A 12373-nucleotide genomic window follows, 5' to 3' on the forward strand; every position below is an offset into this window, starting at 1 on the left:
GTTGCATTAGTATATGATTAAATTCTGTGCCAGAATGGTTTCATTCCCCAGTGAATTACGGTATAACAGGAATATAGGTGTGGAAAAATAGGTTAGATATGGTACATTGAATTCATCGAGAGGAAGAGAAGGAGGAGAACTCAATGAGTTTGCAAAAGCAAATAATCAAAGAATTACATATTCAACCGGAAATTAATCCAAAAGAAGAAGTGCGGAAGCGAATTGACTTTTTGAAAAATTACTTGCTAAAAACAAATGCAAAAGGGTATGTTCTCGGAATCAGCGGCGGACAAGATTCGTCCTTGGCGGGAAGGCTTTCGCAACTGGCGGTTGAGGAGCTCCGCCAGGAAGGAAAAGACGCACTGTTTATTGCTGTCCGTCTCCCATACGGCGTTCAGCGTGATGAAGAGGATGCCCAGCGCGCCCTTGCATTTATTAAAGCGGATCGCGAATATGTTTTTAATATTAAAGCAGCTGTTGATGAGGTGCAAACTGAGTACAATCAAATGGCGGCACAACAGCCGCTTAGCGATTACCATAAAGGAAATGTGAAAGCGCGGATGAGGATGATTGCCCAATACGCCATTGGCGGTATGGAAGGCTTGTTCGTCGTTGGAACAGATCATGCAGCGGAAGCGGTAACGGGTTTTTATACGAAATACGGCGATGGGGGAGCCGATATTCTTCCATTGTCAGGTTTGACAAAGCGCCAAGGAAAAGCCTTATTAAAAGAACTCGGTGCCGATGAGCGCATTTACTTAAAGGTGCCGACAGCAGACCTATTGGATCAGAAACCAGGACAAGCGGATGAAACTGAATTGGGCATTAGCTATGACGTGCTTGATGATTATCTTGAGGGAAAACCTGTTCCACAAGAGGCAGCAGAAAAAATCGAAAAGCGCTATTTAGTAACTGAACACAAACGCCAGCTTCCGGCAACGATGTTTGACAGCTGGTGGAAATAATGGAAAAAACGAGGAGGGTGAACCCTTCTCGTTTTTTTCATTCCCAATTGAATTTTACGTGTAGGCGGAATTCTCTTGTATGAAGGCGGAATAAAGGGAAAGTTAGGCGGAATTCCCCGGTATGTAGGCGGAATTCCTCTATATCTAGGCGGAAAAAATGAAAAACAAGCGGAAACCCATTTATTTTCACTCTCCCGTTCGTTCCAAAAAGCAGACCCTGCACCAAGTTTCGTTTTACCTGTGTCATTTTTCCAAAACAATTGCTTTTTTTGAATCTTTTTTCACCGTCAATCGTATATAAAAAGGTAATGTAAGGAATTTTATGTTTTATTTGGTTTGTCTTATAGAAGAAAAAACGGGGATTGATGCGTATGGAGCCATTTAGTATTCCACTGGAAACGATTTATATGTACGGGTTGATTTTTTCAGGAGCGATTACGGTTCTCTATGTTTTATTTGCAGATGTTTTGCATTTTCAAGGTGCAGGGGACGGATTGCATTTTTTAAACCCGGTTCTGCTTTTTGCTTTTGTAACTATTTTTTCAGCGAGTGGTTATTTACTGGAAGGACTCACCGAACTGAATTATTTGCTGATCATGGCTATTTCCGCTGTCAGTGCCTTCATCGTGGTCACATTGTTAAACGTGTTTGTGCTCGTGCCGTTATCATCAGCGGAAGAATCGCTCGTATACAAAGAAACGGATTTGATTGGGCGTGTCGGAACGGTTATCACAACGATCCCGTCAAACGGGTTTGGCGAAGTATTAATTGACAGCATTAGCGGCCGCATCGCTAAATCGGCAATCAGCTTTGATGGCCGGGAAATTCAGAATGGGGAAAAAATTTTGGTTATCCATGTAGAAAACGGGGTGCTTCAAGTAACAAATCAACATAAATTAGAAAAATATCTTTAGGAGGGAAACGGATGGAGTTAAATATGATCTGGATCGTCATGGGGATTGTGGTCTTTATTTTGCTCGCCTTATTTGCCGTATTTATTACAAAATACAAAACAGCCGGTCCGGATGAGGCATTGATTGTGACAGGTAGTTTTCTTGGGAACCGCAATGTTCATACAGATGAATCGGGGAATAAAATAAAAATTATTCGCGGCGGCGGCAGCTTTATTTTACCTGTATTCCAGCAATCCGAACCGCTAAGCCTGCTTTCGAGCAAACTGGAAGTGACAACGCCTGAAGTGTATACCGAGCAAGGTGTGCCGGTAATGGCCGATGGGGTTGCGATAATTAAAATTGGCAGCTCGATTAGTGAGATTGCTACCGCTGCCGAGCAGTTCTTAGGAAAGGCAAAGGAAGATCGTGAAAATGAGGCAAAAGAAGTGCTTGAAGGCCATTTGCGCTCCATTCTCGGATCAATGACGGTAGAGGAAATTTACAAAAACCGCGATAAATTTTCACAGGAAGTACAGCGGGTTGCATCCCAAGATCTTGCCAAAATGGGGCTAGTTATTGTTTCCTTTACCATTAAAGATGTCCGGGATAAAAACGGATATTTGGATTCGCTTGGAAAGCCGCGAATTGCTCAAGTTCGCCGGGATGCCGATATCGCAACAGCTGAGGCCGAGAAGGAAACCCGAATCAAAAAAGCGGAGGCGGCTAAAGAAGCGAAGCGTTCAGAACTCGAGCGGGCAACTGAAATTGCCGAAGCGGAGAAAATCAATCAATTGAAGATTGCCGAATACCGGCGTGAACAGGATATCGCCAAAGCGCGGGCAGATCAGGCGTACGATCTTGAAAGCGCGCGTTCCAAGCAAGAAGTAATGGAACAGGAAATGCAAATCAAAATTATCGAAAGGCAAAAACAAATTGAACTCGAAGAAAAAGAAATTCTTCGCCGCGAACGTCAATACGATTCAGAAGTGAAGAAAAAAGCGGATGCCGACCGCTATGCCGTCGAGCAGGCAGCAGAAGCCAATAAAGTGAAACAAATCGCCGAGGCCGAGGCAAGCAAATACAAGGTCGAAGCGATGGCGAAAGCCGATGCGGAGCGGATTCGCCTGGATGGTCTTGCCAAAGCGGATGCCGAAAAAGCACAAGGGGAAACGGAAGCCGAAATCATTCGCTTGAAAGGGATTGCCGAAGCGGAAGCCAAACAAAAAATCGCCGAGGCCTTCGAACAATTCGGTCAGGCGGCCATTTTGGACATGGTCATTAAGATGCTGCCGGAGTATGCGAAGCAAGTGGCCAGCCCGCTGTCCAATATTGATAAAATTACCGTCGTCGATACTGGCGGAACCGGATCCAATAGTGGGGCGAACAAAGTAACAAGCTATGCAACCAATTTAATGGCGAGCCTTCAAGAAACATTAAAGGCCTCGAGCGGCATTGATGTAAAAGAATTAATTGAAAATTATTCGGGGAAAACCAGCACGAAGGAAATCAGCGCCGGATTGAAGAAAGGGATAGAAAGCAGCAATCCACCTGAATGAAAAATGAACCAGGCAAAAAACCGCTTATCACAACTTCGATAAGCGGTTTTCTTTTGGCAATGCAATCGAAAAGGTTGTGCCAGACTGGGGGCTGCTCGAAGCAGAGATTTTCCCGCCGTGCGCTTCCACCAATTGCTTCACGATCGAAAGGCCAAGACCGCTGCCTCCTAGCGAGCGAGCCCTCGATTTATCCACACGGTAAAAACGGTCAAAAATGCGCGGCAAATCTTCTGCCGGGATTCCTTTTCCATGATCTTTGATTGCAATGACCGTTTCCGACTCCGTTTCTTTTGCTTCAACGACAATCTTTGTGTTGGGCTCGGAGTATTTCCGGGCATTATCAAGCAGATTTAAAATAACTTGTTCAAAACGGACAGGATCGATTTCCACTGTCAATTTTTCCGGACAATGAAGCTCAAGCTCCATTTGCCGTTCTTTAATCGCCGGGGAAATTTTTTCAATCATGCTGTGCAAATACGGTGCAAGAAGAATGGACTCTTTTTCAATGGAAAACGTATTCTGATCCATTTTGGCTAAATGAAATAATTCTTTAATTAGTTCAGCGAGTTTATCTCCTTCTTCAAAAATAATTTCCAAATACTTTTCGCGTTCTTCTGGCGACGTATGTTCCCGCCTTGCGATGTCGGCGTACCCTTTTATATAGGTTAGCGGTGTTCTTAGTTCATGAGAAATGCTGGCAAGAAATTCAGACCGTTCATTCTTTAATACTTCCAAATCCCTGGCAAGAACTTTAATTGATTTTCCGAGATCTCCAAGCTCGTCATTGCCAAGCTTTGGCAGCGATACAGAAAAGTCTCCTTTGCTTATATCCCTCGTTGCTTTGCTCATATGGATTAACGGCCGGGTGATCACTCGTGTGAGAAAAAGAATGATTAAGAAACTAAATAAGAGTGAAAGAACCGTTGCCAAAATAAAGTGGCGGCTTAGATTCGAAATGAGCGCTTTTATTTTTCCGGTTTTTTGAAACATATAAACATAGCCTTTTAGCTTGCCTTTCATTAGGATCGGGCTGACGGAAGCAATATACTTTTCGCGCTGCCAATCATCCTCGAGGATCAATCCTTTATAGGGCACCTTATCAGGCCGCAATCGCATAATGGTGCTAATTTCGGGAATGACCGTATTGGAAGAAATGAGAATCGTTCCGTCTGGAGCGGTGATCACAACTTGTGTATCTGTGCGCGATTCCATCAACGCAATGTGCTGCATCGTTTCTTTTCGAAAAGAGGATTGAAGAATTTCGCGATGATTATTTCCCCGGGTTTGCAGTGCTGTCAATTCTTCTTGTACGCGTGAATGAAGAATATTATTGTGTAAAAAAAACAAGGAAATGCTTTCTAACAGAAAGATGGCGGCGTAAAACAACAAGCCAATTTTGATTGAAATTTTATTCATGGTTGAGATCAGCTCCCTCTAGTACAAGAATACTATAAGGCGCACCTCGTTTTCATCAAAAACCGTATTGATTTTTCGCTCAGGCACGAAGGGATCTTTCACCAAAAAGAGGGTGCCCTTTCGAAAGGACACCGTTTAGAAGAGAGGTTATTTAAAGCCTTTAGCCACTTATTTAAAATCTTCCTGTAAACTGGAAAAATAGGATAAGCAGTCCAAGCACCCATACATAAACGGCGAACGGTTTCAAGGAATGCTTTTTAAGAAAATGGATCATCCATTTGACAGCGATATAGCCAAAAACGGCCGAAGACAAAATGCCGACAAACAATGCTTGAAATGAAATCATCTCTTCTGTACCGCCGGCTAAGTCTTTGATTTGCAAAAGAACGGCCCCGGCAATCGCAGGCGTTGACAACAGAAAAGAGAAATAGGCCGCCGTTTCCCTGTCCAATTTCCGCCATAGCGCCGCAGCCATCGTCAACCCTGAGCGGGACAGAGCCGGAAAAATCGCCGCCGCTTGAAAGGTTCCGATGACAAAAGCATCTGTAAAGGAAATGTCCTTCATCTTTTTATGTCCATTTTTTACTGAATCAGCCATCCATAAAAACAATCCCGTGAGCAAAAACTCCCAGCCGATCGTTACGCCTGTTTTGGAAATTTCATCAAAAAAATCCTTGAAAAGCAACCCAATGACAACGGCTGGAATGGTGCCGACCCCTAACAAAAACGTTCGCTTTGCAAAAGGATGTTTGATCATGTAGATAAACTCGTCCTTATAAAAGACGAGAACAGCGATCAATGTGCCAAGATGGAGCATCGTATCAAGCAAGAGTCCTGCTTCCTGCAAACCGAACAAATGGCGGCCAAGATAAAGATGCCCCGTTGAACTGATCGGCAAAAACTCCGTAAGTCCTTGAATGATTCCGAGAACAAACGCTTCTAGTTTTGTTAACATACGCTCCCCCGCTTTTAAAAAATCATGGTAGTAAAAGCATATTCCCGAACTTGGCAAACTTGACCAAAGAATTGGACAAATTCATCCGTTTGTGACAACAACAATGCAACCAATTGAGTTTGGGAAAGCAGGAATCGTCAGTCACATCCGCTGCAGATGCGTTGGCAGCACCGGCGCAACCATTTGACCCGGGGAAAGCTGGAATTGTCAGGGCGGATTTTGTAAATAAATCCATCGCAGCAATAAAAGTTGTGATTTGGCTCCATAAAAAATATAATGGAATACTGTACAGGTACTAATTGGAGAAGCAGACGCTAAAAAGGATGACGAGCAGCTGCATCCAGCGTCCCAAGATGCATCATTTTTTGATGTAAAAGGAGAATAACCATGACTTCTAAAAATACAACGTCCAAACTTGACTATAATCTTATTTTCATATTGCTGCTTTTGTTTTTGGTAAGCTCTATTTCGATTTACAGCGCTCAGACAACAGGTCAGTATAAAGACAACTTTTTGCTGAAGCAAATGATTTACTATGTGATCGGCTCCGGGATCATCGCCAGCGTCATCACACTTGATTCGGATCAATTGAAAAAAATAACATGGTATGTCTACGGTTTTGGCATTTTTATGCTGATCGCTTTAATTCTAGCACCTCAAAGCATTGCGCCGGTAATCAACGGTGCGAAAAACTGGTTTAAAGTGCCGGGGATCGGCTCCTTGCAGCCATCCGAATTCGTCAAGGTTTTTTTGATTTTAGCGCTCTCACGGCTCATTGAGGATCATCATACGAAAAACCCGCTTAAAACAGTTCAATCGGATTTTTGGCTATTGATCAAAATGGGGATCACGACGATGGTACCGCTGATCCTTGTGATTCAGCAGGATCTTGGAACTTCGCTCGTTTTTATTGCGATCCTGATCGGGATGATTTTCATTTCAGGAATTTCATGGAAAATTCTTGTACCCATTTTTGCATCGGGAACCTTGCTTATTTCGGGGATATTTTATTTTGTATTAGTGAAACCAGACCTTTTGGAAAAATATATAGGGGTCAAGCAATACCAATTTGACCGAATTTATTCATGGCTCGACCCTTATAATAATCAAAGTACAACCGGGTACCAGCTTACAAGGTCACTGCTGGCGATCGGTTCAGGGGAAACAAGCGGCAAAGGGTATGGACATCGTGATGTATACTTGCCGGAAAGCCATACGGATTTTATTTTTACGACGGTTGGAGAAGAGTTCGGCTTTATTGGCGCCAGCGTGTTAATCAGCATTTTCTTCCTGCTGATTTACCATATTACGAAAGTGGGAATGGAGACGAAGAACCATTACTATACGTATCTATGTGTCGGGGTGATCAGCATGATTACGTTCCATGTGTTCCAGAATATTGGAATGACCATTGGTCTCTTACCGATCACCGGGATTCCGCTGCCGTTTATCAGTTACGGCGGAAGCTCCTTAATGGGCAATATGCTTGCACTGGGCTTGATTTTTTCAATCCGGTACCACTACAAAAAATATATGTTTTCCACGACAACTTAAAAAGCGGATTTTTCTTAACTAAATCAAGGGGGGGATTGATGATGGAAAAAAAATTTGCGGAACAGTTTGAAGCTTTGATGGAAAAATACAGCGAGCTCCTTGTTGGCGATTGCAGCAAGGAAGTAACAGAAAAGGTGAAAATATGGGCGCTGTATACCCATATTGCCAAATCAATGCCAACCCTTTCCAAACATTGGAATGGGCTCTACCCGGATGCAAAAAACGAAATGAAAGAGATCATTGCGGAAATCAAAAAATTAAACGAGCAAAAACGATTGCAAAAATAAAACGGAAGCAGGGATATAACCCCATGCTTCCGTTTTTTTCATTATTGTAAATTCCCGCCCCCATACGGCAGTTGATTTGTGTACCCTTGGAATTGCTGGTACGATTGCTGCAGTTTTTGCTGGTCGGCTGCTTCAACTGCATACCAGCCTTTTTGAAACATTAAATTATAAAGGTCGCGCTGGCTGTTTTGCGTTTCGGTAAAAATCGTCATTAAGTCATCGTATAAGCCTTTATGACTTGCCTCATGAAGGGCCATTGTATAAGAGGTGGTCATATATTTTTCCGTTGTCAGCAAATCGTTAATAAAATCACGTTCATTCATTTGCGGCGTTTTCGGCACTTGGGTTTCCGGATTCTGAATTTTTTGCTGGTTTTGGTTCATGACTGAAAGTCTCCTTTTTTCTTAGCTACTCGGAATTTCTATCATAACTTCGATAACTGTCCAACTCCAGCGCCGATGTGCAAGGCGCTTCGCTTTTCTTATTGCATATTGTTGAGCGGCTGTTGCTGGTTAAGGTGCTCATTTAAATGGCCAAGCAATTTTTCATAATGGCGTTGGTGCATCTGGCCGCACTTTTCGGCCTCGGCTTTTAGCTGCTGATCCTGGCATTGGCTCGCATAGAAATGAGCCTTTTTGGCCGCAAGTAAATTCCAGGACATCATATCGGTTAAATAGAGGGAATCTTTTGTTGAAATAACTCCCGGGGGCTGTGGCATCATCCCTTGCTGACTTTGTGCTTGAAAATTTTGCTGCTGTTGCATTTTTACCCCTCCTGTTTTAAAAACATGTACACGTTTAGACTCCCTAAAATGACACAACTTTATGCAAAATGCGGCAGCAAAAGGAATAAGATATAAATTATATTCAAAAAACAATTGAGGTGGTAAAATAAAAGGAGATAAGCAACTATTTTTCAAGTAGATGAAAACGGTTACATGGAGGAGAAACAGGATGGAGCAGGCACTAAAAAATTTCTTCTTATTTTTATCAAAAAATAAAGCGCTAACAAGAGCTGCAAAGAAATACGGACTTCGTTTCGGTGCATCACGCTTTGTTGCCGGGGAAACGATCGACCAGGCGATTAAAGTGATAAAGGAACTTAACAGCAAAGGGCTGGAAGTGACGATCGATTATCTCGGTGAATTTGTTGACAATGAAGCAGAAGCGATCGAGCGCACGAACCAATCGCTCGAAGCGATCAAGGCAATTGGCAAGGAAAAATTGCATTCACAGCTTTCGTTAAAAATGACTTCGATGGGACTGGATCTTTCCGATGAACTGGTTATGAAAAACATGAGGAAGATTCTGAATGCTGCAAAAGAACACAATCTATTTGTTACCATTGATATGGAAGATTTCACCCGCTGTCAGAAAACACTCGATATTTTCCGGCAGCTGAAAATCGAATATGATAATGTCGGCACCGTTTTACAGGCGTACTTGTACCGAACCGAGCGGGATATTGAGGATTTAAATGAATTTGAACCCAATCTCAGGCTTGTCAAAGGGGCTTACAAAGAATCTCCAGAGGTGGCCTTTCCTGATAAAAAAGACGTGGATGAAAACTACAAAAAAATCATCAAACTGCATTTATTAAACGGAAATTTCACGGCGATTGCCACCCATGATGAAGCAATCATTGACTATACAAAGAAACTCGTTAAGGAACACAATATCCCAAACGATCAGTTTGAATTTCAAATGCTGTACGGCATCCGTCCGGAACGGCAGCTGGAACTGGTGAAAGAGGGCTATAAAATGCGCGTCTATGTTCCATTCGGAACAGACTGGTACGGATACTTTATGCGCCGGTTAGCAGAGCGGCCGGCTAACGTTGCCTTTGTTTTAAAAGGGGTTGTAAAAAAATAGGAGGGTTGATTCCCTCCTGCTATTTTTTAGCTAATCAGAATTTATATGGATAAATTCTGAACGCATAAATTCAACTACGCCTCTGTCTTCGTCCAAAGGACTCGCCAATCGGCGAGTTTTCATTTATATTGATTGTTCTGGCTGTTTCTTTTGCCGCCGCCAGCATTTTCGACAGTCGGACCGGCATTGCCTTGCACGCTTGCTGCGCTAACACCTGTTTTCGATGGATTTTTTTTCATTTTACCCATTGATCTCACCTCGATTACTATTTTCTCCATTCACCGCTTATGTTATAGAAGAATCATTTTTCTAAATTTTCAGCAATGAATGATTGCGCAAATAGTTAAAATATTTTATAGTTAAAGTATCAATGAGCATCTTTCAGCAGGAAATTTTTTTTGAAAGAAAAATGAATGAGTATTCATTCAAAAAGTGAAGGGGGAGGAAAATTTGAATCGTTTTATTAAAAAAGCTGCCGTTATCGGTTCCGGGGTGATGGGGTCAGGGATCGCAGCCCATCTGGCGAATATCGGCATACCGACATTGCTGCTAGATATTGTCCCGACTGAGTTAACTGAAGAGGAAAAAGCAAAAGGGCTCACATTACAGGATACGCGCGTACGCAACCGAATTAGCACTCTTTCACTTCAAAAACTTTTAAAACAAAAGCCAGCACCGTTGACAACAAAACAAAATCTTTCCCTCATTGAAGCGGGAAATCTGGAAGACGACATAGGCCGGCTAACAGAAGTGGATTGGGTAATTGAAGTGGTTGTTGAAAATTTGAACGTGAAAAAACAAGTATTTGAAAAAGTGGATCGCTTCCGTAAGCCGGGAAGCATCGTCAGCTCCAACACGTCAGGAATCTCGATTGAAGCCATGGCTGAAGGCAGATCGGAAGACTTTAAAAAGCATTTCCTCGGCACACATTTTTTCAATCCGCCGCGCTACTTAAAGCTTTTAGAAGTGATTCCAACAAAATTCACTGATCCCGACGTGCTCACGTTTATGAAGAAATTTGGCGAAGACGTGCTTGGTAAGGGCATCGTTGTCGCGAAGGACACGCCGAACTTTATTGCCAACCGGATCGGTACTTATGGACTGCTGGTTACGCTCCAGCAAATGCTCAAGGGCGGTTATAGTATAGGTGAAGTGGATTCAATTACCGGTCCTTTGATCGGACGTCCGAAAAGCGCTACCTTTCGCACGCTCGATGTTGTCGGATTGGATACGTTTATCCACGTTGCTAATAACGTTTATGAACAAGTAGAAGGAAACGAAAAGAAGGTGTTTGAAGTACCAGCCTTCATGAAAGAAATGCTTGAAAAAGGCTGGATCGGCAGCAAGGCAGGACAAGGATTTTTCCTTAAAAAGGGAAAGGAAATTGCTGAACTGAATCCGCTTACAATGGAATACGAGCCGCGTAAAAAATTAAAAACAGCAGCAACAGAGATGAGCCGGCAAGAAAAAGGATTAGCGAATAAAGTAAAAGCGCTTGTCTACGCAAAAGACCGTGCCGGGGAATTTTTATGGACTATTCTCAGCCCTGTCCTTCTCTATTCTGCCGAACTGCTTGGCACGATTGCCGATGATCTTGTTGCCATCGACCGGGCAATGAAGTGGGGCTTTGGCTGGGAAATGGGACCATTTGAAACATGGGATGCCATTGGGGTTGAAAAATCGGTGCAAAAAATGAAAGAAAGCGGAGCGGAAATTCCTCAGTGGGTCACACTTATGCTTGAGCAAGGTCATACTTCTTTTTATAAAGAAGAAAACGGACAGCTTTATTATTACGATCATGGCAAATACATCCCGGTAAAAGTCAATCCGAAAGCAATCCGGATTGAGCAGTTGAAAAAACAAAACGGCGTGATTAAGAGGAATAGCGGAGCAAGCTTGGTGGATATGGGTGATGGCGTAGCCTTATTGGAATTCCATTCTCAAAACAATGCGATTGGGCTCGACATTCTTCAAATGATCAACTTTGCAACCGAGGAAGTGGAGAAAAAGTATAAAGGCCTTGTCATTGGCAATCAGGGAAAGAACTTTTGTGTAGGTGCAAATCTTGCAATGATTGTAATGGAAGCACAGGATGACAATGTTTATGAGCTTGATATGGTCGTTCGCCAATTTCAGCAGGCAGGAATGCGGCTTAAATATTGTTCAAAACCGGTAGTTGCTGCGCCATTTGCGATGACCTTAGGCGGCGGAGCGGAAATCTGCCTGGCGGCGGCCCATATCCAGGCATCTTCTGAAACCTACATGGGGCTTGTTGAAACGGGCGTTGGTCTCATCCCGGGAGGTGGCGGCAATAAAGAATGGTACTGTAAGCATTTGGAAAGCATTCCAAAGGGAGTAACGATCGATTTGCAAGCGATTGCAAATAAAGTGTTTGAAACGATTGCGATGGCGAAAGTGTCGGCCTCGGCTGACGAAGCCCGCGAGTATCAGTTTTTAACTGCGGTTGATGGAATTAGCTTTAACGGCGATCATCTGCTTTATGATGCCAAGATGAAAGTACTGGCATTAAGTGAACAGGGCTTTAGGCCAAAGCAGCGCCGAAAGATTCCGGTCGTCGGCGAAACAGGTTATGCAACATTATTGCTCGGTGCTCAGTCAATGTATCTTTCAGGATTTATTTCAGAACATGATTTGAAAATCGCCAAGAAGCTTGCATATGTTCTTGCCGGTGGAAAGGTTCCGTTTGGAACAGAGGTGGATGAACAATACCTTTTAGACTTGGAAAGAGAAGCATTCCTAAGCCTTGTTGCCGAACCGAAATCCCAGCAGCGAATGCAGCATATGCTTCTAAAAGGTAAGCCGCTTCGCAACTAGCAAAATAGTTTTGATGATGAATCGATTTTTGAAAGAAAAAG

The 12373-nt window shown here is 43.1% G+C and carries 12 protein-coding genes; 7 read left to right on the plus strand and 5 right to left on the minus strand.

The features are described from left to right. Positions 1-143 precede the first annotated feature (143 nt). The 3 genes from nadE (at position 144) to ACQYAD_RS00835 (ending at position 3414) form a co-directional block, all read left to right on the plus strand. A complete protein-coding gene (gene nadE, locus ACQYAD_RS00825; RefSeq protein WP_430234611.1) occupies positions 144-965 on the plus strand; it encodes an ammonia-dependent NAD(+) synthetase in 822 nt (273 codons plus the stop codon). Positions 966-1336: 371 nt separating this feature from the next. Further along, positions 1337-1879 (plus strand): NfeD family protein, encoded by a 543-nt coding sequence (locus ACQYAD_RS00830; RefSeq protein ID WP_430234613.1) that lies wholly within the window; start codon positions 1337-1339, stop codon positions 1877-1879. Between the two features lie 11 nt (positions 1880-1890). After that, complete coding sequence (locus ACQYAD_RS00835) at positions 1891-3414, plus strand: SPFH domain-containing protein (RefSeq protein WP_430234615.1); 1524 nt, start codon at positions 1891-1893, stop codon at positions 3412-3414. A 27-nt stretch (positions 3415-3441) separates the two neighbouring features. On the opposite strand, the gene ACQYAD_RS00840 is transcribed toward ACQYAD_RS00835, so the two are convergent. Both ACQYAD_RS00840 and ACQYAD_RS00845 read right to left on the minus strand, forming a co-directional pair. Continuing rightward, entirely contained in the window at positions 3442-4830 is a 1389-nt protein-coding gene (locus ACQYAD_RS00840; RefSeq protein WP_430234617.1) for an ATP-binding protein, read from the minus strand. 172 nt (positions 4831-5002) lie between these two features. Then, complete coding sequence (locus tag ACQYAD_RS00845; RefSeq protein ID WP_430234619.1) at positions 5003-5785, minus strand: undecaprenyl-diphosphate phosphatase; 783 nt, start codon at positions 5783-5785, stop codon at positions 5003-5005. A 387-nt stretch (positions 5786-6172) separates the two neighbouring features. On the opposite strand from ACQYAD_RS00845, the gene ACQYAD_RS00850 reads away from it, so the two are divergent. Continuing rightward, on the plus strand, positions 6173-7339 hold the full coding sequence (locus tag ACQYAD_RS00850) for an FtsW/RodA/SpoVE family cell cycle protein (RefSeq protein WP_430234621.1): 1167 nt from the start codon (positions 6173-6175) through the stop codon (positions 7337-7339). A 41-nt stretch (positions 7340-7380) separates the two neighbouring features. After that, positions 7381-7626 (plus strand): DUF2573 family protein, encoded by a 246-nt coding sequence (locus ACQYAD_RS00855; RefSeq protein WP_430234677.1) that lies wholly within the window; start codon positions 7381-7383, stop codon positions 7624-7626. A gap of 41 nt (positions 7627-7667) precedes the next feature. Here the strand turns inward: ACQYAD_RS00855 and ACQYAD_RS00860 are convergent, their stop codons facing one another. Both ACQYAD_RS00860 and ACQYAD_RS00865 read right to left on the minus strand, forming a co-directional pair. Continuing rightward, positions 7668-8009 carry a spore coat protein gene (locus tag ACQYAD_RS00860; protein WP_430234623.1) on the minus strand — a complete coding sequence of 114 codons (342 nt, stop codon included), beginning with the start codon at positions 8007-8009 and terminating at the stop codon, positions 7668-7670. A gap of 98 nt (positions 8010-8107) precedes the next feature. After that, complete coding sequence (locus ACQYAD_RS00865; RefSeq protein WP_430234625.1) at positions 8108-8389, minus strand: hypothetical protein; 282 nt, start codon at positions 8387-8389, stop codon at positions 8108-8110. A gap of 190 nt (positions 8390-8579) precedes the next feature. On the opposite strand from ACQYAD_RS00865, the gene ACQYAD_RS00870 reads away from it, so the two are divergent. Further along, the gene (locus tag ACQYAD_RS00870; protein WP_430234627.1) at positions 8580-9497 is read left to right on the plus strand and encodes a proline dehydrogenase family protein; all 918 of its coding nucleotides are present in this window, start codon (positions 8580-8582) and stop codon (positions 9495-9497) included. A gap of 119 nt (positions 9498-9616) precedes the next feature. Here ACQYAD_RS00870 and ACQYAD_RS00875 read toward each other — a convergent pair whose 3' ends face one another. After that, positions 9617-9745: a YuzL family protein gene (locus tag ACQYAD_RS00875; protein ID WP_430234629.1), complete on the minus strand. Its 129-nt coding sequence runs from the start codon at positions 9743-9745 to the stop codon at positions 9617-9619. A gap of 202 nt (positions 9746-9947) precedes the next feature. Here ACQYAD_RS00875 and ACQYAD_RS00880 point away from each other — a divergent pair, with 202 nt between their 5' ends. Then, positions 9948-12332, plus strand: a complete 2385-nt coding sequence (locus tag ACQYAD_RS00880; protein ID WP_430234631.1) for a 3-hydroxyacyl-CoA dehydrogenase NAD-binding domain-containing protein — start codon at positions 9948-9950, stop codon at positions 12330-12332. Positions 12333-12373: the final 41 nt, after the last annotated feature.

The organism is Neobacillus sp. SM06 (assembly GCF_050496765.1).
Taxonomy (GTDB): Bacteria; Bacillota; Bacilli; order Bacillales; family Cytobacillaceae; genus JAEVLT01.

What these genes read in the sequence shown, in the direction of transcription:
- nadE (WP_430234611.1), top strand. Translation starts at nt 144, where the DNA reads ATGAGTTTGCAAAAGCAAATAATCAAAGAATTACATATTCAACCGGAA.
- ACQYAD_RS00840 (WP_430234617.1), bottom strand. Translation starts at nt 4,830, where the DNA reads ATGAATAAAATTTCAATCAAAATTGGCTTGTTGTTTTACGCCGCCATC.
- ACQYAD_RS00870 (WP_430234627.1), top strand. Translation starts at nt 8,580, where the DNA reads ATGGAGCAGGCACTAAAAAATTTCTTCTTATTTTTATCAAAAAATAAA.
- ACQYAD_RS00850 (WP_430234621.1), top strand. Translation starts at nt 6,173, where the DNA reads ATGACTTCTAAAAATACAACGTCCAAACTTGACTATAATCTTATTTTC.
- ACQYAD_RS00860 (WP_430234623.1), bottom strand. Translation starts at nt 8,009, where the DNA reads ATGAACCAAAACCAGCAAAAAATTCAGAATCCGGAAACCCAAGTGCCG.
- ACQYAD_RS00855 (WP_430234677.1), top strand. Translation starts at nt 7,381, where the DNA reads ATGGAAAAAAAATTTGCGGAACAGTTTGAAGCTTTGATGGAAAAATAC.
- ACQYAD_RS00830 (WP_430234613.1), top strand. Translation starts at nt 1,337, where the DNA reads ATGGAGCCATTTAGTATTCCACTGGAAACGATTTATATGTACGGGTTG.
- ACQYAD_RS00875 (WP_430234629.1), bottom strand. Translation starts at nt 9,745, where the DNA reads ATGGGTAAAATGAAAAAAAATCCATCGAAAACAGGTGTTAGCGCAGCA.
- ACQYAD_RS00835 (WP_430234615.1), top strand. Translation starts at nt 1,891, where the DNA reads ATGGAGTTAAATATGATCTGGATCGTCATGGGGATTGTGGTCTTTATT.
- ACQYAD_RS00845 (WP_430234619.1), bottom strand. Translation starts at nt 5,785, where the DNA reads ATGTTAACAAAACTAGAAGCGTTTGTTCTCGGAATCATTCAAGGACTT.
- ACQYAD_RS00865 (WP_430234625.1), bottom strand. Translation starts at nt 8,389, where the DNA reads ATGCAACAGCAGCAAAATTTTCAAGCACAAAGTCAGCAAGGGATGATG.